This is a genomic window from Microcoleus sp. PH2017_12_PCY_D_A (genome assembly GCF_020738565.1).
Taxonomy (GTDB): Bacteria; Cyanobacteriota; Cyanobacteriia; order Cyanobacteriales; family Microcoleaceae; genus Microcoleus.
This window is the reverse complement of the sequence record NZ_JAEQCI010000025.1, coordinates 1-25,544: the sequence shown is the minus strand read 5'-3', so window position 1 is coordinate 25,544 and position 25,544 is coordinate 1. Positions and strand designations below refer to the sequence as shown.

Below are 25,544 nucleotides of genomic sequence, written 5' to 3'. Positions count from 1 at the left end.
ACAAATATTTTAGCAACACAAACTCAACGGTTTGATCCTTCGGACTTTAGTCCTAATTAATTTCAATGCCCAGAGAGAGGACTCAAGTCCGAACGATCAAACTTGATGATTGTTATATCATGTCCGTTGAATTGCCGGCGATCGAATTTTGTCGCTGGGTGGGGCCGGTTTATAGATATTGTGGATGTGCATCAAAGATTGTTGGTAAAACCCGCCCCTACAAGTATTGTGGTTAATTAGCGGACAGGCTCTGAATACTATCAACTGTCAACTGTCAACTGTCAACTGTCAACTGCCTAATCGCAGCGCCAAATCTTAATTGTCTCATCCGCACTACCGCTGGCGAGCAAATTGCCCGAAGGTGCGATCGCCACCGAGTATACCGTACCCGAATGTCCTTCAAGAGTGCTCAACAGCTCCCCCGTCTGCAAACTCCAAATATTAATCGTATTATCATCGCAGCCGCTAGCCAAAGTCAAACCGTCCCCACTGATAGCAACCGAATCGCCCCGACTTACATAATTCCGCAAAATATGCACAGCCTCATTCATCCCTAAATTTGCTACGCCCTTTCCCCTCGCAGAATTAGAATTTAAGATCCGCAACAAACTGCCCGTGTGCAAATTCCGCAGCTTAATCGTATAATCATTGCTGACGCTAGCGAGAATCTCACCGTCCGGGGCGATCGCCACCGAATTCACCCCAACATTCAAACCCGAAAGAGTCCGCAGCAACTTACCGCTTTCCACATCCCAAACCTTGCTCGTCCCATCCGAACTGCCGCTCGCCAATATCTTACCATCCGGGCTAAAAACCACCGCATTCACATTGTCAGAATGACCCCTCAAAGTCCGCAGCAACTCACCAGTCCGCAAATTCCACAGCTTAATTGTATTGTCAGCGCCGCCGCAGCTAGCAATTATCTGCCCCTTCGGGTTGATCGCCACCGAATTCACCTCCATAGAATGTCCCGGAAAAGTACACAATAAATCACCGCTGTACAAATTCCAAAACTTAATGGTTTCGTCCGAACTGCCGCTGACCAACATTTTTCCGTCATAGCTAATAGCAACCGAATTTACGCGATCGGAATGTCCCGTCAAAGTACCAATTAATTCCCCAGTTTCTAAATTCCAAATCTTAATAGTTTTATCCCAACTGCCACTAGCCAGAATTTCGCCATCAGGACTAATCGCCAGAGAATTCACAAACGATGAATGTCCCGGCAGCGTGTAAACGCACCGCCATTTCAGATTTTTTAATTTGTGAGCGAACTCCTTCGCCCGCTTTGATTTCGCCTCAGCTTCCTGTCTGCGTTTTAGTTCCTCCTCCTCAAGACGCTTGCGTTCCGCCCTAGCTTTTGCCTCTCGCAGTGCCAGCCGCCGCATCTCTCCCTTATAGGTTATTCGCTGCTGCTCCTGAATTTCTTTAAGAGTTTCCATATACGGTAGGGCCCAATCTTGAGAAAACCATTCCTGAGCAAATTCCGCCTCTAAATTAAATAGCTGAGGTTCGTGAGTAAAATCTATCTTTAAATAATACAAATCTGCTAAAAAAGCCGCCAGTAACTTATGAATTGTCACAATTATTTGCCTAATAATCCGCAGGCTCACCTTTTCATCTTTCCCCTCGGCTTCCAACTGGTGATAAACTTCTTCCCAATTCCAAGGCTGCATCGCCACTAGGGAAACATTCTGATTAATAATTCCCCAAAAACCGACATGAAAATTAACTTCATAATCGCTGATGTCGCTGTACAATATAGCCGTTGGCACGGGAGACAAAACAGTCTGCAACCGCTCCACATCAATATCAGAAATCGCGTTTTTGAAATAATCTCCGTAAAACTGAACCGGAGACGATTCTCCGTGCTGGGGGTAATACTGGTTCAAAAAAGTTCTCAACTTAGCCGGCAGCTCGATATTCAGATTGTGGCGAAACGAATCCGGGCAATCTTGGCTAATTTTTGCCGGAGCAACTAACAACAGCAATCGGTGCTGCTGCTGCTGCAAAATCTGTTCGGTTTCCTGCCTGCTCAAATTAGAAAACCAGTTGTCTCTGTCCCAAATAATTTGAATTTCGTTCAGCTTAACTCGAATTGCTTCTGATTGAATCTCCCGCATTAACTCGCGGCCAAGCCGGCTAATAGCCCGCTTATCTCTCAATTCTTCCGCTCTAATTCGATTGGCGCGTTCTTCCTTTACCTTTTCTTCTTCTATGCTGGCGATCGCAATTAACTCTTGTTCTCGGGCCTGCTGCCGCTGCAAATACTTCACTTGTGCTTTAATCCAGCGGGGGTCTTTTTTGATTTGCTGGTTCAAAGCAGAAGAACCAGACGGCTCAATTTCTGCATAGCGCTCGTTGACAGCGCTTGCTCCCAATCTTTCTCCCAATTCGCAGGCTACAGGCTTCAACAGTTCAATTAGGGTGTCTGAGACGGGGCGGGGTAATGACATACCAGTTAAAACTTTTTCTTACTTTGCGGGCGTGAGCGCGAGTCAGGCGTATCCCGCTGGGCGGAGACTCTCAGCATGGCCTTACATTTGGGCGATCGATTTTAGATTGAAGAATTTTAGATTTTAGATTTACTCCACAGATGAATCTGGGAGCTAGAACTTGAGTCTGCTCGCGACGATCGTCGCGGCACGGTATCCGTTTTTGAGCGGAGCCAGCGTATCCGTAAGGCGTATCGTACAGTCGCGCAAGCTTAGTACCTTAACTCAATCATAGTGTTTATACGGTTTACATTTTACGGCGAATCTCAGTCGAAAGCGCCGAGGGAAAAGACTTGAGGATATTCGATCGACTCTGAGTGTCCAAATTAGTTTTTTTTGTTGCCATTGTTACCCGCCCTTGTCTATAATCGTACTTCACCACCATAATTACGGTATTCCGACCTAATAACCGTACTTTAGTAAAGGAACAAATATAATGAGCCCGTGGCAACACCTAACTCAACAATTTCACCGACCACAACAGCTACCAATGGGCAAAAATCGATCGCTGACTGCACTTAAAAGATTTGTGTCGTTATTTGTAGTAGGAATAACTTTAAGTTTGGCAATTGTATCCTGCCAGCAGGGAACCCCGAACAACCCCGCAGCCACTCCAGGCGGTGCTAGCCCAGCAGCCAACAAAGGCAACATAGAACTAACCCTAGTATCCTTCGCCGTCACCAAAGCCGCCCACGAAGCCATAATTCCCAAATTCGTAGAACAGTGGCAAAAAGAAAAGGGCCAAACCGTCACCTTCAACCAAAGCTACGGCGGTTCCGGTTCCCAAACCAGAGCAGTAATTGACGGATTAGAAGCCGACATCGTACACCTAGCCCTCGCCCTCGACACCGCCAAAATCGAGAAAGCCGGACTCATCCAGCCTGGGTGGGAAAAAGAAGTCCCCAAGGGCGGCATAGTCAGCAAATCTGTAGGAGCAATAGTCACCCGCGAAGGCAATCCCAAAGGCATCAAAACCTGGGAAGATTTAAGCAAAGACGGAGTAAAAGTGATTACTGCCGATCCTAAAACCTCAGGCATTGCTCGCTGGAATTTCCTCGCACTTTGGGGCTCAATTCTCAAAACCGGAGGAGACGAAACCAAAGCATTAGATTTTACCACCAAAGTCTACAAAAACGTCCCCATCCTGACCAAAGATGCCCGCGAAGCCACCGATGTATTTTTCAAGCAAGGTCAAGGCGACGCCCTAATCAACTACGAAAACGAGATTATTTTGGCATCTCAGAAAGGCGAAAAACCGACTTATAGTATTCCCGACGTGAATGTGTCGATCGACAATCCCGTTGCGATCGTCGATAAAAATGTGGACAAACACGGCACTCGCGAAGTCGCCGAAGCCTTTGTCAAGTATCTGTACACCCCAGAAGCCCAGCGAGAATTTGCCAAGGCAGGATTTCGCCCAGTAGATGAGACAGTCGCCAAAGAAGCAGAATTTGCCCAAAAATATCCCCCCGTCAAAACCCTTTTTACAGCTCAAGATTTGGGAGGTTGGGGAGAAATTCAGAAGAAATTCTTCGATGACGGAGCCGCGTTTGACAAAATCCAAGGTTCCATTAAACGCTAATTCCCGAATTACCCGCTCGTAGTGAGGACTTCAGTCCTCTTCAAAACGGTTCGTAGTAGGGTGCGCACTGCGCACCTTACCACTACAGATAAATTCGTAGGTGGGGTGGAACGAAGTAAAACCCAACTCAGATTCGTAGGTTGGGTGGAACGAAGTAAAACCCAACTCAGGATGAACTAATAAGTTGGGCGAAGTGTAGGGTTCCTTCCTCAACCCAACCTAAAAACTACAAACTAAAAGCTGTTTTTAAGGACTAAAGTCCTTACTACAAACTAAGAAAACACAATGACGGTAATATCTCCACCCCGAAATCCTCAATCGGCGATCGCCAATATCAAAAGAGCGATCGGCAAAATCACACTACCTTGGGGAATCACCATCGGCTACCTCAGCCTAATGCTATTTCTTCCAGTCACAGCCATGCTGCTAAAAGCCTGCACAGCAAACCCCGGCGAATTTTGGAAAATTGCCACAAGCCCGATCGCCCTTTCCGCCTACGATGTCACCTTCGTCACATCATTAATCGCAGCCCTAATCAACGGAGTCTTCGGCACATTAATAGCCTGGGTATTAGTCCGCTACGACTTTCCCTTAAAACGCATTGTCGATGCAGCAGTCGATTTACCCTTTGCGCTACCAACATCCGTTGCAGGTTTAACCCTCGCCACAGTTTACAGCGATAACGGCTGGATCGGTTCGCTATTTGCACCATTAGGAATCAAGATATCATTCACTCGCTTGGGCGTAGGCGTAGCCATGATCTTTATATCCTTACCCTTCATCGTGCGAACTGTACAGCCAGTTTTACACGAAATGGAAAAAGACATCGAAGAAGCAGCTTGGTGCTTGGGTGCTTCTCAATTTCAAACCTTTTGGCGAGTAGTTTTACCGCCGCTCTTTCCGTCAATTTTAACCGGAGTTGCCCTCGGATTTTCCCGAGCCGTTGGCGAGTACGGTTCGACGGTAATTGTAGCAGCCAACGTACCGTTTAAAGATTTAATTGCACCTGTTTTAATTTTTCAAAGATTGGAACAGTACGACTATGCAGGAGCCACAGTAATCGGCACTGTCATGTTAGGAATTTCCCTAGCAATGTTGTTCACAATTAATATTTTACAAGCCTGGAGGAGACGCTATGACGGCTGATATTAATTTATCTAAAAATTACACAGTTCCGCCAGCGGGTTCGTCGCGGGGCAAAGAAAAAGCCTGGGTAAAGCCAACTTTGATCGGAATTGCGATCGGCTATCTCGGCCTCGTCTTATTTATCCCAACGGTAAACGTTTTTTACCAAGCATTCAAAAAGGGAGTCGAGCCATTTTTTAGCAACTTAACCTCACCAGATTTTCTATCAGCAGCACAACTTACCCTGCTGATAGCTCTAATAGTTGTACCTATAAACACAGTATTCGGTTTGTGCGCAGCTTGGGTAATCGGCCGCAACAAATTTCCCGGACGCACCCTATTAATCACGATTTTAGACGTGCCGTTTGCCATATCTCCCGTAGTCGCAGGTTTAATGATTGTACTGCTGTACGGTCGCATGGGATGGTTCGGCCCGTTGCTGGAAAGTGGCGGAATTAAGATTATCTTTGCTTTCCCCGGAATGGTGCTGGCTACTGCTTTTGTAACTCTACCTTTTGTCGCCCGCGAAGTGATTCCTGTTTTGGAAGAAGTGGGAAACGATCAAGAAGAAGCGGCGAAAACTTTGGGAGCAAATGATTGGCAAATCTTCTGGAATGTCACGCTACCGAATATTCGCTGGGGCTTGCTTTACGGTGTGATTTTGACCAATGCTAGAGCCATGGGAGAATTTGGAGCTGTTTCTGTGGTATCGGGAAATATTGCCAAAAAAACGCAAACTTTGCCTTTGTTTGTAGAGGATGCTTACAAGCAGTACGCGACGCAAGCAGCATTTTCTGCTGCGGTAATTCTCGGTTTGTTAGCTGTTGTTACTCTCGTGCTTAAGGAGATTTTGGAACGGAAAACTAGCATTAAGGAAGTTGACAGTTGACTGTTGACAGTTGACAGTTGGCTGTTGTTGCTCAACCCAACCTATATTTAAGTAAACATTAGGAGACCCAAATGTTAAACCAGAACAATAGCGAACCTGAATTTGAGCCGATCGACAATTTCCACCAAACTCAACAATCAGACATCCCGCACGCTGAGTCTGGAGACAGCAGATTAACTCAAACCCGCATTCGCATTCGCATTCCCAAAGAATACCATCAGGAACCTGTCATCTCTAACCTGATTTCGGAATACGGTTTGAAGGTAAATTTTAATGCTGCTTTGTTGGGTGGAAAAACTTCCGATGACGGTTGGTTTGATTTGGAACTTAACGGTACAAGTCAACAAATTGAAAGTGCTCTGATTTATCTCAACGATTTAGATGTGGAAATCTGGAGCAATTCCAATCATCCCGATGAGGAAACTTGGTAAACGTTTGATCGTTCGGACTTCAGTCCTCTCTCGTTTTATGAGGACTAAAGTCCGAACGATCAAACCAATTTTATCGCCGTTGTCCGATCGCCCCAGCTATCATTCCTTAGCTAAAAAATACCCAAAGTCATCAGTTTACAGCCGATCGCCGCGACTGATGACTTTTGACTGACAAATATCGATTGCCATCAGTTAATTATTAGATTGACAACTTTCATCAAGTCTGGTATTATATCAATCTTTTCTATATCAAAAAATAGCCCGCAAGTCTTCTCAAATATTTTTGTAACAGGCGGAACAATATCCCCTTTAAAAACTTCTACACAATCACACTAAACTTAATATATCCTAGGAGAAGCATAAAACAAGATTTTTGTCAATCTTCCATTTAGGTGAAAGTTAGGGGCGATCGTCTTCGAGCGCTTTGCCAGCGACTTGCATCCGCAGCGTAATTAAGATATATCGCTGCTGCGTTTGGTTTGTGCTATGAATTTAATGTGTGTGTGTACCAGAGGAATTTAATCATGGAACTCTATAAAGAACGGAAACACCAGATAGTTTTTGCGGATTCACAAGTTAAAGATTGCGAAAGTTTAACAAAAACCGCGAATTCCGATACAGAAGTTATTATTCTGAAGGGCGATCGCGACGGCATCAAGCAAATCGCCGAAACACTTAAGCAGCGGCAAAACATTGCAGCCGTCCACATTTTGTCTCACGGCGCAGCAGCCAGCCTGCAACTGGGAAGCACCGAACTAAATCTCAGCAACATTGAAAGCTACCGGAATTATTTAGAAAAATGGTTTGCTTTGCCAGCAGCCGAAGCAAACTCGAACTCTTCAACAACTGCTAAACCTGAAATTCTGCTTTACGGTTGCAACGTCGCAGCCACAGAAGCCGGTGTCGCCTTCGTAGAAAGGCTGAGCCAGCTCACGGGGGCAAATATTGCCGCCTCCGACAACTTGACCGGCAGTGCGGCCTTGGGTGGAGACTGGGTGTTGGAAGTAACTACAGGCAATATAGAAACACCTTTAGCATTTTCCCAAGAGGCGAGGGAAGCATATAGCGGTGTCCTGATTACCCTAGACGTTAACAATTTTAGCGAACTCGACAATGCTATTAAAGTTGCCAACACCAACGCTGGCCCAGACACAATCAACATTAAGACTAACTTTACCCTGACAGGGTTGCTACCGAGCATTACCGGCCCTACTGATATTATTGGTGGCGGTTTCAAAATCACCGGCAGTCCCACAGCCCGAGCCTTTGTAGTTAACAGTACCGGCCAAGTTAACATATCCAACCTCACTATTGATTCTGCAACAGCAGTAGGAGGAATCGCACCGGCTGGTGGTGGTGGTGGCGCTGCGGGTTTAGGCGGCGCACTTTTTATTAACAGCGGCACTGTAATAGTTGACAGAGTGACGTTCTCGAACAACCAGGCGATCGGTGGCGCAGGTGCTGCTGGAATCGGTGGTAAAGGTGGCACTGCTGATTTCGGTGGTGTTCCCTTTGGAGGCAGCGAAGGCGTTGCTTTCCCAACAGCAGCCACCGCAGGTGGTAGTTTTACCCCCAATGGCAACCCCGGGAACAACGGTTCTCCTGGATTCTCAGCAGGCGCTCCGGCTGGTAATGGTGGTGCTGCTGGCGCCGGCGGCAATGGAGTCGGGCCTGCTGGCGTAGGTGGCATTGGCGGTATTGGTGGCGCTGGTGTGAGCGGCTCTATTGGTGGTGGCGGTGGTGCTGGCGGTGCTGGCGGGAATGGTGGTACTGGTGCTACGACCAACGGGGGCGGTGGTACTGGTGGTGCTGGCGGTGCTGGTGGCTTCGGGGGCGGTGGCGGTGCAGGCGGTACTGGTGGTACGTCTACTCCCCCTGCTCTTGCTGGTGTTAACGGCGCAGGAGGTGTTGGAGGCTTCGGTGGCGGTGGTGGCGCGGGAGCTACTCCTGGTGTTAGCACTGCTATCAATCTCTTCACCCCTGGTGGGACTGCTGTCGCTGCTGCAGGCGGCGGTGGTGCTGGTTTGGGTGGTGCGATTTTTGTCGGCAGCGGCGGCAGCTTGACCTTGACCAACAGCACCTTGTATAGCAATACAGTCAGGGGTGGAAATGCTGGTGCTGCTACCGCAGGTGCGGGTACAGCTGCAGGCGGTTCAATTTTTGTCAACTTTGGTGCTACAGCTACCCTGACTAACAACACGATCGCCTATAACTCTGCCACAGCAGCGACAGTTGGTACACCGGCCAGTCTGATTGCTAATGGCGGAGGAATTTACAACAACGGCGGTACTGTCACGGTCAAGAATACGATCGTCGCTGGCAACACAGCTACTACCAACACCGATGTTACAGGGGCATTTACTGGTAACAACAACCTGATTGGGGTTCTCGGCACTAGCACCGGTTTGACAGGTCAGGCATTAGCGGTTCCTCTAACAAGTGTATTAGCACCAGCCGCCGCTGCCGGACTCAACGGCGCAACAGCAGGTCCTTTGACCCTTGCCCTAGTTGACAATAGTCCTGTAACTACCAGCACCAACCCTGCCATTGGTGGAGGCGACAACCTCGCGATTGTTGGAACTACAGACCAACGCGGCGCTGGTTTCCCTCGCAAAATTGACAATACTCTCGTTGCAAAACCCAATGTTGATATCGGTGCTTACGAGTACGGGCCAGTTGTTCAGGGTCAGAAATTCAACGATATCAACGGCGACGGTGCTAAAGCTGCGACAGATCCAGGTCTAGGTGGATGGACTATTACCGCAGGAACTAAGAGTGCGGTTAGCTCTGCGGTGGCTGCGACTTTGGGTCAGTACACCCTCACGGATACCAAGGCAAATACTGCGATCGCCGAAACGTTACAAACAGGTTGGGTACAGACGTTAGCGCCAACAGTGACCACTGGTACTGCTGATGTCCCTAACGCCAACTTCGGCAACTTCCAAAAAACTACGATCGCGGGCAAAACCTTCAGCGACCTCGCAGGCAACGGTTTCACTCCCGATGACACCGTATTAGCTGGCGTCGTCGTCAATCTCTACAAAGACACCAACAACGACGGCCTATTCCAAGCCGCCACAGATACAGTTGTCGGCACTCCGCAAACGACTACGGCAACAGGAGATTACAGCTTCGCGGACATCGGCCCGGGCAAGTACCTGATACAAGCCACTCCCCCAGCCAACTCCAGCATCTCTTTCCCCGCTGGCGCAATTCCGGCTATTCCGGTTACTACCCAAAGCGGTCTTGCCGTCACCGGGCAGAACTTTGGCATCTTCAAAAACATCACTATCACAGGTCAGAAGTTCAACGACCTCAACGGGAATGGGGTCAAAGAGGGGGCCGAACCAGGATTAGAAGGCTGGAAAATCTTACTAGAACCACAGACCTTTATCGGCACAGCAGTACCGCGATCGACTACCACTGATGCCTCTGGGAATTACACCTTTACTGACGTTGGCGCTGGTACATTCCTCCTGCGGGAAGAGCAAAAGACTGGTTGGCAGCAAACTTTCCCTGTTCCCCCAGCGGCCACGAGGCTTACTACCGCAAGTGGCGTTAACATTGCCAACACCACCACCCTTCCTACCAACTTCGGGAACTTCCAGGTTGGCAAGATTAGCGGGATCAAATTTAACGATCGCAACAAAAATGGTGTCCAAGATACCGGTGAACCAACACTAGCAGGCTGGAGAATCTACCTGGATCAAAACAACAACGGCACCTTTGACCCAACCGAAACCGCTACCGTCACCGATATCACCGGTAAGTACGAGTTCACCAACCTGCCCTTTGCAACCTACAACGTCCGGGAAGTAGTAGAACCGGGCTGGACGCAAATCGCCCCCGCAGCCAGCCCAACCGCGCCTACCCTTTCAGGTGCGTATAGGATCCCTCTCACCAGCGGCCTCGACTCCCAAAACAACAACTTCGGCAACTTCTTCGAGGCGAGCACGATCGGCGGTCAAAAATTCAATGACCTCAACAACAACGGCGTTAAGGATGCTACAGAACCGGGCCTACAAAACTGGCAAATCTTCGTAGACACCAACAAGGATGGAGTGTTCCAACAGGGCGAACTGACTACCATCACAGATAAGGATGGCAACTACACGATCGCCGACGTACCCGTAGGTACTTTCCAGGTAAGGGAAGTCCAGCAAACCGGCTGGACGCTGACAACCGCGCTCCCCGCCGACGTTGTTATAGCAAAGGCAGGAGAAAAACCCACCGGGATTAACTTCGGCAACTTCCTGCCCCAACCGGGCACGATCCGCGGTCTGAAGTTCCGAGACAACAACAAGAATGGCACTCAGGATGCTGGAGAACCGGGTTTACCCAATATCCAAATTCAGTTAACCAAAGTCGTAGATCCCGCCCCAGGAGTTCCTGCTGCTGTTCCTGTTACTACTACCACAGACAACAGTGGCAACTACGTGTTCGCGAACCTAGCGCCGGCAACCTACCGCGTCCGGGAAGTCCCGACAGTAGGTTTCACCCAAACCAGCACCAACCCCGCCGACATCGTGCTGACTTCGGGCGCTATTGTCAGCGGCGTCAACTTCGGTAACTCCCCTATAACAACACCGACACCGACGCCGCCGACACCGACGCCGCCGACACCGACACCAGAACCGACACCAGGCAGGACATCGCCGACACCGACACCTGCACCGACGCCTGCACCGACGCCTGCACCGACGCCTGCACCGACGCCTGCACCGACGCCTGCACCGACGCCTGCACCGACGCCTGCACCGACGCCGACACCTGCACCGACACCTGCACCGACTCCGACACCGACACCGACACCGACACCTGTAGGGACAGATTTGGTTTGCCCTGAGCCATTCCCCAGGGTGATCGCTCCCAATCTGCCCCCCAGTCCTTCGCGGAACGGTGTCATCAACGGCACTAACGGCGACGATACCCTCGTGGGCAGTGCCAATGCTGACTCTATCTTCGGGTTAGGCGGCGCCGATTTGATCTTCGGCCAAGAGGGCGGCGATTACATCAATGGCAATACGGGCAACGATACTATCTACGGCGGCAAGGATAGCAATATTATCTTCGGCGGTAAAGGCTTTGACCTGATCTTTGGCGATCGAGCTAACGATACTCTTTACGGCAATCGCGGCAACGACTCAGTAAGCGGCGACAACGGCGATGACGTATTGTACGGCGGCAAAGGCGACGACGTAATGTTGGGAGAAGCCGGCGACGACGTGCTATTGGGCGATCGAGGTAATGACACTCTCTGCGGCGGCGACGGTAACAATACCTTACTGGGCGGCGGCGGCGATGATGTACTCTTTGGTGGCACGGGCGATGAGTTGCTCTTTGGCGGCATTGGCAATGACACCCTGATCGGTAATGGCAACCGACAAGACTTTGTATTGGCAGCGATTGAGGGAACTGACACGATTATCAACTTTAGACCAGAAGCTGATTCGATCCAGTTGGTAGGAGGCTTGGACTTCAGTCAACTGTTGTTAACCGAAACTAACGGCTCAACTGCGATCGCGATCGCCAGCAGCAACCAAACTTTGGCTATATTGGCGGGCGTAGTGCCCAACCAGTTAGCGGCGAGCAGTTTTAACGTGCTGGTAGTTTAATCCGCAATCCACAGTAGGATGCACACTTCGCGCACCCTACTCTTACCTGCACTAATCAGGATTAGGGGAACGAAATTCCGTTCCCCTTTTTTAGTTAACAAGGCAGACGGGAATTCCCCCACTATAGCGTACTCGGTTAGTGGGGGATGAAAGGCGTGTGAGTCGTACCCGACGAACAAATAGATAATTCCTTAGTACAAACATTTCGAGAATTGGTACAATCGGTTTGGAGGTCGATCGCCTTGTGGAGCGTCTAAAAGACCGTTGCAATCGAGCAAGCGTAAGTACGCTTCGCACTATCCACTAAAAGAAATCCGCCACTTGATATATCAAACGCCATGTGGGTTTCCGACTAAAAACATTTCTGCCTTCGGAAGGAGGGCGGCTGCCTGGACATCGTGCAAGCGATGTGAGAGTCAGGGCAAGACGGCTTGTCAAACCTCGCTTACGCTGCGTAAGACCGAAACATAAGCTTGCTTGTGTCGAGGCGGTGGCGGTTGAAACAGGAAGCCCCCGTCATAGCGGTAATCCGCTTGACGGTGGGTACTTCACATTTGTTGGAGATATTTCAGCAAGTCGGCCATTTCTTGCGGGCTCGGCTGAAACTGTGGCATTGGTGGGGTTCGCCCGCTGGTGACTTGGCGGATCAGCTCGAATTCGGATTTGCGATCGGAAACTCGGTGCAAGTTGGGCCCGACTTGAGTGTCTCCGACGGATATGTGACACCCCGCACAGTTCATGTGAAAGATGGCGGAACCCTGAAATTGGTCGCCCGTAAGGGACAGCACGCTTTTAACGTAGGGATCTGCGACTTGAAATTGACGAATTGTCATAGTCGCCAACATGATGGCAAGCAACAGGGCGATCGCAAATATGACCAGTCGCTCGATCGGGTTTTTAAGTTCATTCGTGGCAATTTGGTGATTCAAAGGAGTGCAATTTAAAAATAGTATCTACAAGAAAATTTATTTCTCATCACATAGCTTAATCGTTCCCAGCGGGGATATCAAGATCTCAGACCCCCAGAAGTCCCAGGAATGCGAAAATTCATCTGTCTAAGTGCTGGTAATATTAGAAATAGATTGTTAAATCTTAACGTTAAGGAGATCTCATGGTAGAACCGCTGCTTTCAGGTATTGTTCTGGGTTTAATCTTTGTTACTCTGTCGGGCCTGTTTTTTGCTGCTTACCAGCAGTACAAGCGCGGCGATCAGTTGGGTATCAACAAGTAAAAGGGCCTATAGTGCCTCGATGAAGCGGAGGGAGGAGATGGAGGAGAGGGGGAGAGGGGGAGAGGGGGAGAGGGGGAGATTGGGAGAGGGGGAGAGGGGGAGATTGGAAAAATCTTTCTTCTTTCTTCTTCCGTCTTCCCTCTTCCGTCTTCCGTCTTCCTTCTTTCTTCTTCCTTCTTTCTTCTTTCTTCTTCCTTCTTTCTTCTTCCTTCTTCCTTCTTCCTTCTTCCGTCTTCCTTCTTCCTTCTTCCTTCTTCCTTCATTTGTATCGATCGAGAATAGCAGCAGTTTCCACGCCTGTCTTTTCCCAGCTAAACTGTTTCGATCGGGCCAAACCGAGCTCCCGCAAGTGCGATCGAGCTTTGGTATCTGTTGCCAGCTCGTGCATAGCAGAGGCTATTTCCTGGACGCTGTACGGATTGACTAACGATGCTGCCTCCCCCCCTACTTCCGGCATCGAAGAGAGGTTAGAGGTGATGACAGGAGTGCCACAGGCCATTGCTTCGAGTACCGGGAGGCCGAATCCTTCCCAAAGACTGGGGAATACAAGGGCGATCGCCCGGTTGATGACTTTCGGCAAATCAGCCGCGGGGAGGTAATTGAGGAATTTTACGCGATCGGACAATCCCAATTCTTGAACCTGCGCCTTCAGCAGCGGCGTATAGCGCTTATCTTCCGAACCTGTTATCCACAATTCGTACTCGGAATTATTGGGTAAAGCCGCAAAAGCTGCGACAACTCGCTGGACGTTTTTATGGGGATTGTGGCGGCCCATATACAGGAAATAATTGCTAGTTGGTAAGTCTAAAAATTTAAAAAAACTGGCATCGTAGCCGGGAAAGATTCGCGTAATTAAAGAACTTGGAATATTGCAATAGTTAATAATATCATTTGCCGTTGATTCGGAATCGCAGATTATATGTTCAGCCTGCCTTAATACTTGGGGAATGTAATAGCGGTGATAAACTGCTAAAGGATCGAAGCGGCGGGGAAATCGCAGCGCAATTAAGTCGTGTACTGTAATTATATACCGACAACCTGCAAATAGAGGAGCTTCTGGAATTGGCGAAAATAACAGGTTGGATTTTAGCTGTTTGTAAATTTTGGGGATTTGGGTTTGTGTCCACAGCAATCGGTTGATGTGTCCTTTGATTCCTTGTTCTGGTGTGAGGTTGGCTGGGATTTGGTAGCAGTTGCTGTTGGGGAATTTTTGGGCGGTGAGTAAGGTTGGATTGAGGGTTTTTAGGTGGGGAAATAGGTTTTTGGCGTAGATGGCTAATCCGGTTGGTTCGGAAATTAGGAAGGAGAGATTAATTAGTAAATTAGATGGATAGTTTGGCATTTGGCATGGGATAATACGAGAATTTTCAATTTTAAATAATTATCATCTAGGTTTGTAGTGAGGACTTCAGTCCTCTCTCTCAAAAAGACTGAGGACTAAAGTCCTTACTACAAACCTTAACTTACCGTTTGTAGTGAGGACTTCAGTCCTCTCTCTCAAAAAGACTGAGGACTAAAGTCCTTACTACAAACCTTAACTTACAAGTAATCTTTTTTAAAGATATTGTTGTATGATATTGGCGGTTGCTGTTCCGGTTTTGTGCCAGCTAAATTCGGCCGATCGCGCTAAGCTAGATTTTTTTAAGTTCGATCGCACTTTTGAATCTGTGGCTACTGTTTGCATGGCTGCGGCTATTTCTGGGACGCTGTAGGGATTGACTAATAATGCCGCATCTCCGGCTACTTCTGGCATCGATGACAGGTTGGAAGTGATGACTGGTGTACCGCAGGCCATTGCTTCTAAAATCGGCAAGCCAAAGCCTTCCCAGAGTGTGGGAAATACTAGGGCGATCGCCTGATTCATCAGTACGGGCAATTGCGAATAGGACACGTAACCGAGAAACTTAATTGAAGATTGTAAACCCAAATGTTCCACTTGTGCTATTAACTGCGGCGTGTAGGCGTTGGGAGGCCCCGCCAGCCACAATTCGTAGTTTGTGCGATCGGGTAAACTCGCAAATGCCACAATTAATCTTTCCAAGTTTTTGTAAGGATCGTGTCTGCCGGTATAAAGAAAATAATTTTTAGCTGGCAAGTCCAGATATCTAAAATTAATATTATCGCAAGCTAGGAGAATTGCGGTCATTTTATGATGCGGAATTTTGTAAAATTTAGCAACATCCCTGGCTGTTGATTCAGAATCGCAAATAATGTGTTCGGCTTGGCGCAAAACCTGCGGTATGTAGTAGCGGAAATAAGCTGTCAAGCGAGAGAACTTTTTCGGAAACCGCAAAGGAATTAAATCGTGAACTGTAACTATGTACCGACATCCAGAATACAAAGGTGCTTCGGGAATCGGGGAAAATATCAGGTTTGACTGCAATTTTTTGTAAATTTTAGGCAAGTCAAATTGAGTCCACAGCAGTCTGTTAATTTGCCCTTTCGGGCCTCTGTCCGGTGTTATGTTGTCGGGAATTTGATAGCAACTATAATTGTCAATTTTCTGGGATGTAAGTAATGTAGGTTCTAGCTTTTCAAGTTGCGGGAAAAGATTAGCTGCATAAGTCCCGATTCCCGTGGGTTCGGGAGTTAGAAAGGATAAATTTATTAACAGTTTATTGGACATAATTTTATGCAACAGAATTTATCCCAATTGTAGGGGCGGGTTCACCAACAATCTACGTCTCAAACCAATTATCTCCTAAACCCGCCCCCACCCAACCAACAATCAAAATGTACATTTTTATGCTTGGATAAAAGTCAAGGTTGACGTAAGTTATTAGTTGTGTGCGGGCGGGTTTATATAAACTGTTTGTAATCATCAAATATTGTTTGTAAAACCCGCCCCTACGCAATTTATTGATCGCGATTGACATCGAGCATTTGAGCAATCTCGCCTGGATTTGGCAGCCGAATTGTAGCATATTCCTGGTGAATAATCTCAAAAAAACTCTTGACTTTGTGTTCAAAAGGTGCGAGTCTAAAGTTCTGACTGCGTTGCTGTGCGCCAGCTTGCAGTTGAGCCAGCAAATCGGGATTGACAATTAGTTGATGTGAATACCGACACAATTCCTCAACCGTATTGAACAAAAAGCCCGATCGCCCGTGTTCGACAATTTCGGGTTGTCCGCCGCCACAAAAGGCGATCGGAGCACAACAGTTTTGCATTGCTTCCACCGTCGCCATCCCGAAATGCTCAAACCTTTGAGGATTGACTTCACCCAAACCGCAGCCGTGCCAAAATATGCTCGATTTAGCATAAAGCGATTTTACCTCATCCAAGTCAGCATTGACTTTAAGTTCGATCGCCCTTGAATCCTGCTTCAACAAATTCTGAACCGTCTTTAAATAAGGATTTTTCGGAACGCTGCTACCCGCTAAAATCAGCCGCCATCCTTGAATATCTTCGGGATAATTTGCTAGCAAACTGCGGAAAGCTTCGATTAATTCTATTTGCTTTTTTGTTCCCCCAGCTTCAAACTGTCCCACAGCTAAAATTATCTTTTCCTTCGGCACTTTAGCTGTTGCCATTTCCACGGGCGGATACAGCATAAAAGTTGGCTGCAAGTTCCAACGTTTCTCCAGCCACTTGACAGTAAATTGACTGTTGGCGATAATGAAAGTGTAGTCATCGACAGCAAAATGACGGTTGCGAAAGGTATTCGGAAAGTGGCAGAAAAATACTGATATCGGCGACAGCGGTTTTACTTTTTCCAGTTGGTTCGCGTTGACAAAAATATCGTAATTTTTGCTTTCTCTGGCAATTTCATCGAAGGGATTTTCCATATCCTCGGCGATGATGATGGAATCGATGCACTGCATTCCACGTTTTTCGTAAAATTGCAACGGAATAATCTTGATTTTGCATCCTGAAAGGTTGAACCCGTACCACGACTCTAAATCGGAAACAGCAACGGGTTTGTTGGCGATAAAAGTAATGTCAAATTCATTTTGCAGCAGCGAGGCGATGGTAGCGACGTATTTTTGCCCGCCGCCGATAAAATGCAGTCCGTGATCGTAAATTGCGATCGACATTTTGCGATCGCCCCTAACTACCTCCAATCGAGGTAAAATGCGATCGACCTTCATTCTAGTGTAAATCACCGCCAACTTTTCCGACAACTGCGGCAGTACAGCGGCGACGATTTCCGGCTTCTGATAATCCAGCAGTTTTTTGATCGCCACAAACAAACTCTCGAACAGCAAATCGTAATGTTTGTTAGTAAAAAAATCCGAAGTGTGAATCGCTTTTACTAATTGCAAAGGTTCGTGTTTTGCCAAATACAAAAATCGATTGCGATTGCAGAAATACTCGGTGAGTTTGCTACCTTTACTCGAACCGCGATACTCGTGATGGGCGATAGCTGCTGGAATATAAAGCATTTTCCAACCGCGTTTTTGGCAGCGTTTGGAAAATTCTACATCTTCAAAATACATCACAAAATCTTCATCAATCGGCCCGACATCTTCCAAACATTCCCTGCGAAAAAGCACCGCCGCCCAACAAAGCCCTTCTACTTCTCTTTCTGTATTGTACTGTCCCGAATCTTTCTCGCCAAAGCCGACATCTCGCCAATAAAAATTAGGTAATTGCTGAATTCCGGCGCTGTTAATTCGCCCGTCTTTAAACAGCAATTTCCCGCTAGCTGCACCGACTTTTTTGTCAGTTTCTAGCCGTTTAACTAATATTTCCAGCCAGTGACTCTCAAGGGTTGCATCGTTATTTAGAAACGCGATATATTCCCCTTTTGCTTCGCTGATGCCGAGGTTGAGGGCTTTTGCAAAGTTGTTGGCGGAATTAACAAATATCCGAACTTTTGGAAACAGTTCGCGCAGTGCATTAACGGAATCGTCTTGAGAGCAATTGTCAATTACAATTAAATCTAGTTGCTCTTCTGGATACGCAAGTTTTTGTAGAGATTTTAAGCAATCTTTGGTGTGGCGCAGACCGTTATAGTTGACTATAATAAACGAACATATTGGCAGGAAAGTCATTCGATTTTAGATTTTAGATTTTAGATTTTAGATTGATGGATTGATGGATTGATGGATTGACAGGCTTAGGGATTGACAGATTGATGGATTGATGGATTTAGGGATTGACAGATTGATGGATTGATGGATTGACAGATTTAGGGATTGACAGATTTAAAAATTGAAAAGTTTTGGATTTTTTTATTTAAACAGTGCTCTTGCGAATAAATTGGGGGCTTTTGAGCAAATTATTTTGGGTCATCTTTGATGCTTTATGGTTGTCCGATCGCCCAATTGAGCGCTAATCTTCTCTAAAATAGCAGTATGTTGCTGCTGTACAGCTTTAATTTGGTCTATTTCAGACTGAAAATTTGCGATCGCCCGCTGTTGAGTCTCAAGCTGCGCCGTCACTTCTGGAAATCCGCTGCTGAATTCCGATGTAATTTTTTTCTCTAGAGTTTGTTGACTTTCTTGCAATTTTTGCAACTGCGTGCTCAAGGTTTGCACGACGCGGGTATTCGCGAAATTGTAAATTACTTGTCTGTCTAGTACGGGCTTGAGCAATTTTCGGACGATTTTTCTGGCTGCAATGACTGCGGAACCGAGCCGCCTTTGGTAAGATGTAATTGGAATGTTATAAATGTCAAAGCCCGCTTTCAGAAGGGCAATGTCTTCGTCATCTTCATTTTGGGCGATCGTACTATTTGCTCTTGCCGACAACAGCGGCTCAGCAATACCAATTCGCGGCTCCAAAGTTTGCCGCAATTTATCTATAATTTGTTGAGTTGGTATTTCTTCGTACTCCAATCTCTGACTCCTTTAAATGTAGGGTGCGCACTCCGCACAATCCCGTAAATGTAGGGTGCGCACTGCGCACCATTCCGTGAATTTATCCTACGAGAATGGTGCAAATCCCAAGTTATACTAGCTCAATTTGACTGTCATCACCAATCATAAACCGCAGAGCTTTTGGACGCGGCGGCGCATTTGTGAGTTGAGCTCGCTGCCCGATCACGCTGTCAACAATTCGCTGGTGAATGCCAACAATTTTCGCCGCTTGCAATATTACACTGTGTTCGATATCAGCATCAATCATCGTCACGCGATCGGCAATACTGCTGTAAGGCCCGATAAAGCAATTTTCAATGCGGCAATTTTCCCCAATTACCACAGGCCCGCGCACTGTAGAATTAATAATTTCACTGCCTTCACCTACTTGCACTCGCCCGATAATTTGACTTTTGGCGTCTACTTTTAATTCAGTTGAAGCTACGATACAGCTATCTAAAATGATTTGGTTGGCACTCAGCAAATCGTCTTTTTTCCCCGTATCCAGCCACCAACCCTCTAAATTGCAGGCTTCTACGTGTTTTTGCTGATTGATGAGCTGTTGGATGGCATCGGTAATTTCGAGTTCGCCGCGGGCCGAGGGTTGAATTTGATCGATCGCCTCGTGAATAGTAGGAGCAAAAAAGTAAATCCCCACCAGTGCTAAATTCGACGGCGGAACCTTGGGTTTTTCTACTAACTGCAAAACTCGCCCGTTTTCATCAACTTTTGCAACACCAAAAGCAGTGGGATTGGGAACTGGACGCAGCAAAATTAGAGCGTCTAGTTTTTGCTTATTAAAACTCTCTAAAAACGGATCTAGCTGACTCTGAATTAAGTTATCTCCTAAATACATAATAAATGGAGAATCGCCCAAAAATGGTCTAGCAATTTTCACCGCGTGAGCGAGTCCCGCCGGCTCTGATTGTAAGATATAAGTAATTTTTGCACCGAAGCGAGAGCCATCTCCTGTTTTCGCCTTCACCTCTTCACCGGTTTCGGGACTAATAATAATCCCGATATCCGTAATCCCAGCCGCCACAATGCCTTCAATTCCGTACCACAGTATCGGCTTATTTGCCACAGGAACCAACTGCTTAGCACCCGTATAGGTGAGGGGACGCAAGCGTGTTCCTTTGCCGCCAGAGAGGATGAGTGCTTTCATTGGGTGAACTCTAAGTTATCCTTTAGGGTTTGCGGTGCTGGCTCGATTTGCCTGCACTTGTTCGCTCTCGTTGATTTTAAACCACCATTACCCCGCTGGCAATAGCCGACCTGTATGCTGATAGAAATGATTTATGTCGATCGAGCTTTTATACTCCTGGGCGCACAGAGGGTCAGAAACCGGGTTTCTTGTCGCAGTCAGCGCCTAAAAGCTGAGGTTTTTTGTCAAGAAACCCGGTTTCTCTTGTTCCCAGGAGTGCGCCAGTCCCGATTTAATTACGCACCCTTTTAATAGCGGCCGTATCGGGCGATCGCTTGACTACCACTATTGTTTTGATTTGTCAACCACGCCCACATTTGATCGCCCAGACAAAAATGCCACCACTCGTTAGGATGCTGCTGAAAACCAGCCGATCTCATCGCATCTTTTAATATTTGCCTGCGCCGATGATATTCTTGTTGGTGCGGCTCCTTGCTATTACCAAAATAATCGGGATAAGAACGTTCTGATATTTCATCAATCGCAGAACCCATATCAATTGGCAGATGATTTTCATCCACTAAAGTTATATCTAAAGCTGCACCTGTACTGTGAGGGGGAGGCGTCGCGCGATCGATGCTCGGAACAGCCCAAAATTGATATACGTGTTCTATAATTACTTGGCGTTTGTCTTCGCAAACCGGAAATTCGCAGCCTTGAGCTACGGCAATTTGATTAAAAGTATAATCCACCATAAATTGCTGCACTTCCACGGGCCGGTAAGCATCAAATATCAGGATTTTGCAATTAGGATGATTTTGCTGTAGGTGCGTTTTAGCTGCGACTAAACTATCTACAACTCCTTGCCGCAAATAGTAAGGCGAATCTGCTTTGCTGTTGTGATAGGGAGCACCCAGCTTTTGATAAGGGTGCGGTATTTCAAAAGCAAAATGTTCGGGTGGAATTTGCACTAAAGGCTCGCCGCATTCGTCGATCGCTATTTGCTGATATGGCTTCATCTGAAGGTTTTACCTACTCGATCATTACTGTACAAAGGTTTGTAGTGAGGACTTTAGTCATAAAATATTTATGAGGACTAAAGTCCTCACTACAAACACTATAGCAGCATAAATATCTTCATGTTCTAAATCGTCATAATCAATCTATAATTTCTTTAGCATTCATAGCTGAGCTAAGTAATTCAAGAATCAACTCTACTGGATATCTGAGGCCGCGAATACAGGGTTTTTAGTGAGAGATATTTGGATAGACTGTGATGGGCTGCAAAAGTTGGTTTTCCATATTTTAGGAGCAACTGTTCTATATATTCTCACCTAAAGATTGTAACTCGGTCTCAGTTTGTAGTGAGGACTTTAGTCCTCAAAAAAATCAGCGGACTAAAGTCCTCACTACAAACCTTAAAAATTCTAACTTTGGCGGTAAGCAACTACCGCATAAAACGGATCGCCGCCTCCCATTCCCAGCCTTTGCATAAAACTCGGCAAGCTAGACTGTTTAGCAATTACTTCCGGCTTGCTAAATCCGGGTATGTTGGCTCCTTTAACAGAATCAAAGTAACCCTGGACTAATTTTACCCGATCGCCCTCCGAACCTTCCCGCCAAGCCGCAATTGCTTTCTGATAAAACATCCGGTTGGAAAAGCTCATAATTGCTACGCCACCGGGCTTCAAAATCCGGTGAATCTCGGCAAAAATTGCATCCGGGTTTTGCAAATACTGCACCGAAACGCAGTTGACAACGGCGTCAAACTCTGCATCCGGCAGCGGCAGTTTAGGATTTGCGTTCAAATTCTGCACGAAATAATGGTTCAGTCTGGAATTTTTTGCCAACTCTTCTTCATTCATGCCGTGTCCTTCGACATGGGCAAATTCCATTTCCTCGGGCAAGTGAGACACCCAACTGCTCATCATATCGAAAATCCGAGTATTCGGTTTCAGCCGTTGCCGATACAAATCGGTTAGTTGCTGAATGAATCCCTCGTCTACGTGCGTCACAAACCGGGGATAGGCATAGAACAAATTGTCGTCGGTATCGTCTAACTTGGTGCGTTTGTCCGCTGGAAGCAACATAAATTTCCGATCGCAAACTAGATTTACTCTTTCTAGTTTAAGAACAATTAAGAATTGTAAACACACTTCCCCAGAAGGACATCCGGCACGCTGGGGGGTTGAGGGTGCGATCGATAATAGTATTGAAAGCTACACATCCTCCGCAGCGCCACAGTCTGGGAGTGCGCCCCCGAGTCCGCCAGTCCGCGAGTCCGCGAGTCCGCCAGGGGTTGAAACCCCTGACTCACAGCTAAAGTCCACTAAAAGTGGACTAAAAAAGTGAATTCAGCTTGAGTCTTTGAGTCGGTTTCAACCGACTTGAGCTATTAGCCCGGGGTTTAAACCCCGGGCGGATTCTCGGTTTTAGGGTAGCATTTGCCCTAACCAAAAAACCCTACTTCCGCCCTTGAGTCCGCCAGGGGTTGAAACCCCTGACTCATAGCTAAAGTCCACTAAAAGTGGAGTAAAAAAGTGAATTCAGCGTGAGTTTTTCAGTCGGTTTCAACCGACTTGTGCTTTGAGCCGGGGGTTTAAACCCCCGGCGGATTCTCGGTTTGAGCGTAGCATTTGCCCTAACCAAAAAACCCTACTTCCGCCCTTGACAGCTCCCAAATAACATCTTACACTAATAATACGAACGCTAAGTAATAAACCGATGGTTACTACATCCACAGTCGATCGCAAATATCTAGCTAGGTGGCACGACGTTCTCGCCCCCCACAGCCTGGGCTACCGCATCAAACTGCTAGGGCAGCTAGGGACTCGCAGGTTGCAAGAGATACTCGAACCATTTGGGCTGACACCATTTCACTGGTTGGTACTGTGCTGCTTGTGGCAAGAAGACGGCTTGCCAACTTCCAGCATTGGCGACAAACTGCAACAGGTAGGCGGTACACTCACAGGCGTGCTCGATCGCATGGAAGAAAGAGGCTTAGTCCGCCGCGAGAGAGACACGCGCGATCGGCGGATTTGGCGAATTTGGCTAACGGATGCAGGCAGGGAACTGCAAGACGTGCTGCCACCGCTGGTGGCGGAGATCCGAGAGAAGTCAATGACTGGCATTTCCAAAGCCGATCGAGAACTCTTCTCCCAATTGATCGATCGGGCGATCGTCAATCTTTCCTAAACCGCCAACAAATAGCTCTTTCGACTGAAGCGCAGCAGCATCTACCTCAACTACATTAAAAACAACTCAAAAATACTACGCACTCTTAAAACAAGCAGTCTTACTAAATAAAAACTACGTACCCTAACCAAACGACATCTTACTAAAGTATCAGGAGTCAAATACCATGAAAGGCACAAACGAAATCAACCCAGAAGAATTCAACGGTAACGGCAAAGGCAAAGCAGTAGCCCTCTTAGAAAAGCCGATCGACGACACCATAGCAAAAAGCCTACCAGTCATCCCCGCGCCAGAGACAGAAATCAGCGCCCCCGCAGAACTAAAAACCAGCCCAGAAACAGAAATCCAAGCACCCCTGCCGGCGCCGGAAACGCCGAAGAAAAAAGCCCCGAAAGCGATAATTTTAGCAGCGCTGGGCATCGGGGCGATCGCCGCGGGCAGCTTTGGCTACAATTATTGGCAATACGCCTCCATCCACCAAGAAACCGAAAACGCCACAGTAGCCGGACACATCCACCAAGTCAGCAGCCGCATCAACGGTACTGTCGGCGAAGTCTTAGTAGAAGATAACCAACAAGTAAAACCGGGCCAACTGCTGATCAAACTCGACCCCCGCGACTACCAAGTTAAACTGCAACAATCCCAAGCAGCCTTAGAAAACGCCCGCCGCCAAGCCGAAGCAGCCCAAGCGAATATTTCCCTAGCCTCTCAAACCAGCCAAGGTAAAACAGCCCAAGCCCAAGGAGATATCGGCACCGCCAACGCTGGCATTTCCACCGCCCAAGCAGCAATTAGGGAAGCCCAACAAGGCGTACCCGCAGCCGAAGCTGCTGTCGCTCAAGCTGAAGCCGGCGTACCCGCAGCGCAAGCCAAAGTCGCCCAAGCTGAAGCCGGAATTCCCCAAGCCCAAGCTAAAGTGACGGAAGCCGAAGCCGGAATTGCCGCAGCGCAAGCTCAGTTAGTGCAAGCGCAAGCTAATCTCGTGAAAACGCAAGCAGATTATAAACGGTACGAAAGTTTGCAGCAAGAAGGTGCGATCGCCGGCCAGCAATTAGACGCAGCGAGAGCCGCCTACGAAGTAGCTGTTGGCCAAACCACCGCAGCCCAACAAGGAATTGCCCAAGCTAGAGCGCGGTTAGCCCAAGCCCAGGAAGGCGTAACCGCAGCGATCGCAGCAGTAGCCCAAGCAAGAGAAGGAGTAAAACAAGCCCAAGCTCAAGTCGCGCAAGCTCAAGTCGCCGTCGCCAGCGCCCAAGCTAAAGTCGCTGTAGCCTCTGAAGGTATCAGCACCGCTGAAGCCAAACTTGCTGCATCGAAGGGCGGATTGCAACAGGCGCAAGCTACGGGCGAACAAACTAAGGTTAGCCGATCGCAGTATGATGCTGCGATCGGCTGCGATCGCCCAATCGGAAGCTGCGGTGAAAGACGCTCAACTGCAACTTTCCTACACGAATATCACCGCACCCGCCGCCGGACAAATCGGGCGCAAATCGGTTGAAGTGGGGCAGCGGGTGCAGTCGGGAACTCCGTTAATGGCGATCGTCAGTAACGATTTATGGGTAATTGCTAACTTCAAAGAAACGCAATTAGCAAACATGAAACCAGGCCAAAAAGTAGAAATCAAATTAGATGCTTTTGGTAGCCGCAAATTTGAAGGTCGTCTCGATAGTTTTTCTCCCGCTTCTGGCGCTCAATTCTCCTTATTGCCTCCCGACAATGCCACGGGAAACTTCACCAAAGTAGTGCAGCGGATTCCGGTGAAAGTTGTGTTTGATGCCGAAAGCATTAAAGGCTATGAATCGCGAATTGCACCGGGGATGTCTGCTACTGTCAACGTTGAACTGAAATAAAGTCAGGATTTACGCAGAAAATCATGTCGGTGTATACTGCCCTCACTGTCAATATTTTCTGCGTCTAGAAGTCCCTCTCTCCGATTAAACCCACATTCCGCAGATGTGGGTCGGATTTTTTTATCAGTTGTGAAAACTTGGAAGCCAAACGCTTTTGGGCTGAAATTATGCAGTGTTAGCCTTAC

20 protein-coding genes are annotated in these 25,544 nt (G+C 47.7%); 9 read left to right on the top strand and 11 right to left on the bottom strand.

The window, feature by feature from the left end; all coding sequences use genetic code 11:
- Positions 1-296: 296 nt before the first annotated feature.
- Positions 297-2,456, bottom strand: coding sequence for a WD40 repeat domain-containing protein (locus JGK39_RS06800; RefSeq protein ID WP_293255564.1), 2,160 nt, complete (start codon positions 2,454-2,456; stop codon positions 297-299).
- A gap of 529 nt (positions 2,457-2,985) precedes the next feature.
- On the opposite strand from JGK39_RS06800, the gene JGK39_RS06795 reads away from it, so the two are divergent.
- The 5 genes from JGK39_RS06795 to JGK39_RS06775 all read left to right on the top strand — a co-directional run bounded on the left by JGK39_RS06795 (position 2,986) and on the right by JGK39_RS06775 (position 12,137).
- Positions 2,986-4,077 carry a sulfate ABC transporter substrate-binding protein gene (locus JGK39_RS06795; RefSeq protein WP_366048849.1) on the top strand — a complete coding sequence of 364 codons (1,092 nt, stop codon included), beginning with the start codon at positions 2,986-2,988 and terminating at the stop codon, positions 4,075-4,077.
- Positions 4,078-4,362: 285 nt separating this feature from the next.
- Positions 4,363-5,223, top strand: coding sequence for a sulfate ABC transporter permease subunit CysT (gene cysT / locus JGK39_RS06790; RefSeq protein ID WP_293296067.1), 861 nt, complete (start codon positions 4,363-4,365; stop codon positions 5,221-5,223).
- Positions 5,213-6,091, top strand: a complete 879-nt coding sequence (gene cysW / locus JGK39_RS06785; protein WP_293296069.1) for a sulfate ABC transporter permease subunit CysW — start codon at positions 5,213-5,215, stop codon at positions 6,089-6,091. The genes cysT and cysW overlap by 11 nt, the downstream gene beginning before the upstream one ends.
- A 71-nt stretch (positions 6,092-6,162) precedes the next feature.
- Positions 6,163-6,522 (top strand): NIL domain-containing protein, encoded by a 360-nt coding sequence (locus JGK39_RS06780; RefSeq protein ID WP_293296070.1) that lies wholly within the window; start codon positions 6,163-6,165, stop codon positions 6,520-6,522.
- Positions 6,523-7,046: 524 nt separating this feature from the next.
- On the top strand, positions 7,047-12,137 hold the full coding sequence (locus JGK39_RS06775; RefSeq protein WP_293296072.1) for a DUF4347 domain-containing protein: 5,091 nt from the start codon (positions 7,047-7,049) through the stop codon (positions 12,135-12,137).
- A 548-nt stretch (positions 12,138-12,685) separates the two neighbouring features.
- Here the strand turns inward: JGK39_RS06775 and JGK39_RS06770 are convergent.
- Positions 12,686-13,066: a cytochrome c gene (locus tag JGK39_RS06770; protein WP_293253919.1), complete on the bottom strand. Its 381-nt coding sequence runs from the start codon at positions 13,064-13,066 to the stop codon at positions 12,686-12,688.
- 182 nt (positions 13,067-13,248) lie between these two features.
- On the opposite strand from JGK39_RS06770, the gene petG reads away from it, so the two are divergent.
- Positions 13,249-13,368 carry a cytochrome b6-f complex subunit V gene (gene petG, locus JGK39_RS06765; protein ID WP_015174208.1) on the top strand — a complete coding sequence of 40 codons (120 nt, stop codon included), beginning with the start codon at positions 13,249-13,251 and terminating at the stop codon, positions 13,366-13,368.
- Here petG and JGK39_RS06760 read toward each other — a convergent pair.
- The 9 genes from JGK39_RS06760 to JGK39_RS06720 all read right to left on the bottom strand — a co-directional run bounded on the left by JGK39_RS06760 (position 13,347) and on the right by JGK39_RS06720 (position 22,404).
- On the bottom strand, positions 13,347-13,631 hold the full coding sequence (locus tag JGK39_RS06760) for a hypothetical protein (RefSeq protein ID WP_293253916.1): 285 nt from the start codon (positions 13,629-13,631) through the stop codon (positions 13,347-13,349). The two genes, petG and JGK39_RS06760, sit on opposite strands and share 22 nt — an antisense overlap.
- On the bottom strand, positions 13,628-14,710 hold the full coding sequence (locus tag JGK39_RS06755) for a glycosyltransferase family 1 protein (protein WP_293253913.1): 1,083 nt from the start codon (positions 14,708-14,710) through the stop codon (positions 13,628-13,630). The genes JGK39_RS06760 and JGK39_RS06755 overlap by 4 nt, the downstream gene beginning before the upstream one ends.
- A gap of 213 nt (positions 14,711-14,923) precedes the next feature.
- A complete protein-coding gene (locus tag JGK39_RS06750; RefSeq protein WP_293253910.1) occupies positions 14,924-15,994 on the bottom strand; it encodes a glycosyltransferase family 1 protein in 1,071 nt (356 codons plus the stop codon).
- Between the two features lie 230 nt (positions 15,995-16,224).
- Complete coding sequence (locus JGK39_RS06745) at positions 16,225-18,363, bottom strand: glycosyltransferase (RefSeq protein ID WP_293253907.1); 2,139 nt, start codon at positions 18,361-18,363, stop codon at positions 16,225-16,227.
- A 237-nt stretch (positions 18,364-18,600) separates the two neighbouring features.
- On the bottom strand, positions 18,601-19,149 hold the full coding sequence (locus JGK39_RS06740; RefSeq protein ID WP_293253904.1) for a hypothetical protein: 549 nt from the start codon (positions 19,147-19,149) through the stop codon (positions 18,601-18,603).
- 112 nt (positions 19,150-19,261) lie between these two features.
- Positions 19,262-20,335 carry a glucose-1-phosphate thymidylyltransferase gene (locus JGK39_RS06735; RefSeq protein ID WP_293253902.1) on the bottom strand — a complete coding sequence of 358 codons (1,074 nt, stop codon included), beginning with the start codon at positions 20,333-20,335 and terminating at the stop codon, positions 19,262-19,264.
- Positions 20,336-20,622: 287 nt separating this feature from the next.
- Positions 20,623-21,333, bottom strand: a complete 711-nt coding sequence (locus tag JGK39_RS06730; RefSeq protein WP_293253899.1) for a M15 family metallopeptidase — start codon at positions 21,331-21,333, stop codon at positions 20,623-20,625.
- A 139-nt stretch (positions 21,334-21,472) separates the two neighbouring features.
- The gene (locus tag JGK39_RS06725; protein ID WP_293253943.1) at positions 21,473-21,526 is read right to left on the bottom strand and encodes a hypothetical protein; all 54 of its coding nucleotides are present in this window, start codon (positions 21,524-21,526) and stop codon (positions 21,473-21,475) included.
- 215 nt (positions 21,527-21,741) lie between these two features.
- Positions 21,742-22,404 carry a class I SAM-dependent methyltransferase gene (locus JGK39_RS06720; protein ID WP_293253896.1) on the bottom strand — a complete coding sequence of 221 codons (663 nt, stop codon included), beginning with the start codon at positions 22,402-22,404 and terminating at the stop codon, positions 21,742-21,744.
- A 634-nt stretch (positions 22,405-23,038) separates the two neighbouring features.
- Between JGK39_RS06720 and JGK39_RS06715 the strand changes: the two genes are divergently transcribed.
- The 3 genes from JGK39_RS06715 (at position 23,039) to JGK39_RS06705 (ending at position 25,359) form a co-directional block, all read left to right on the top strand.
- Entirely contained in the window at positions 23,039-23,509 is a 471-nt protein-coding gene (locus JGK39_RS06715) for a MarR family transcriptional regulator (RefSeq protein ID WP_293253894.1), read from the top strand.
- A 166-nt stretch (positions 23,510-23,675) separates the two neighbouring features.
- A complete protein-coding gene (locus JGK39_RS06710) occupies positions 23,676-25,007 on the top strand; it encodes a biotin/lipoyl-binding protein (protein ID WP_293253891.1) in 1,332 nt (443 codons plus the stop codon).
- Positions 24,889-25,359: an HlyD family secretion protein gene (locus JGK39_RS06705; RefSeq protein ID WP_293253940.1), complete on the top strand. Its 471-nt coding sequence runs from the start codon at positions 24,889-24,891 to the stop codon at positions 25,357-25,359. Before JGK39_RS06710 ends, JGK39_RS06705 begins: the two co-directional genes overlap by 119 nt.
- The last annotated feature ends 185 nt before the right edge of the window (positions 25,360-25,544 follow it).

Coding starts and splice junctions, on each gene's coding strand:
- JGK39_RS06800 (WP_293255564.1), bottom strand. CDS start 2,456: ATGTCATTACCCCGCCCCGTCTCAGACACCCTAATTGAACTGTTGAAG.
- JGK39_RS06795 (WP_366048849.1), top strand. CDS start 2,986: ATGGGCAAAAATCGATCGCTGACTGCACTTAAAAGATTTGTGTCGTTA.
- cysT (WP_293296067.1), top strand. CDS start 4,363: ATGACGGTAATATCTCCACCCCGAAATCCTCAATCGGCGATCGCCAAT.
- cysW (WP_293296069.1), top strand. CDS start 5,213: ATGACGGCTGATATTAATTTATCTAAAAATTACACAGTTCCGCCAGCG.
- JGK39_RS06780 (WP_293296070.1), top strand. CDS start 6,163: ATGTTAAACCAGAACAATAGCGAACCTGAATTTGAGCCGATCGACAAT.
- JGK39_RS06775 (WP_293296072.1), top strand. CDS start 7,047: ATGGAACTCTATAAAGAACGGAAACACCAGATAGTTTTTGCGGATTCA.
- petG (WP_015174208.1), top strand. CDS start 13,249: ATGGTAGAACCGCTGCTTTCAGGTATTGTTCTGGGTTTAATCTTTGTT.
- JGK39_RS06760 (WP_293253916.1), bottom strand. CDS start 13,631: ATGAAGGAAGAAGGAAGAAGGAAGAAGGAAGACGGAAGAAGGAAGAAG.
- JGK39_RS06755 (WP_293253913.1), bottom strand. CDS start 14,710: ATGCCAAACTATCCATCTAATTTACTAATTAATCTCTCCTTCCTAATT.
- JGK39_RS06750 (WP_293253910.1), bottom strand. CDS start 15,994: ATGTCCAATAAACTGTTAATAAATTTATCCTTTCTAACTCCCGAACCC.
- JGK39_RS06745 (WP_293253907.1), bottom strand. CDS start 18,363: ATGACTTTCCTGCCAATATGTTCGTTTATTATAGTCAACTATAACGGT.
- JGK39_RS06735 (WP_293253902.1), bottom strand. CDS start 20,335: ATGAAAGCACTCATCCTCTCTGGCGGCAAAGGAACACGCTTGCGTCCC.
- JGK39_RS06730 (WP_293253899.1), bottom strand. CDS start 21,333: ATGAAGCCATATCAGCAAATAGCGATCGACGAATGCGGCGAGCCTTTA.
- JGK39_RS06720 (WP_293253896.1), bottom strand. CDS start 22,404: ATGTTGCTTCCAGCGGACAAACGCACCAAGTTAGACGATACCGACGAC.
- JGK39_RS06715 (WP_293253894.1), top strand. CDS start 23,039: ATGGTTACTACATCCACAGTCGATCGCAAATATCTAGCTAGGTGGCAC.
- JGK39_RS06710 (WP_293253891.1), top strand. CDS start 23,676: ATGAAAGGCACAAACGAAATCAACCCAGAAGAATTCAACGGTAACGGC.
- JGK39_RS06705 (WP_293253940.1), top strand. CDS start 24,889: ATGCTGCGATCGGCTGCGATCGCCCAATCGGAAGCTGCGGTGAAAGAC.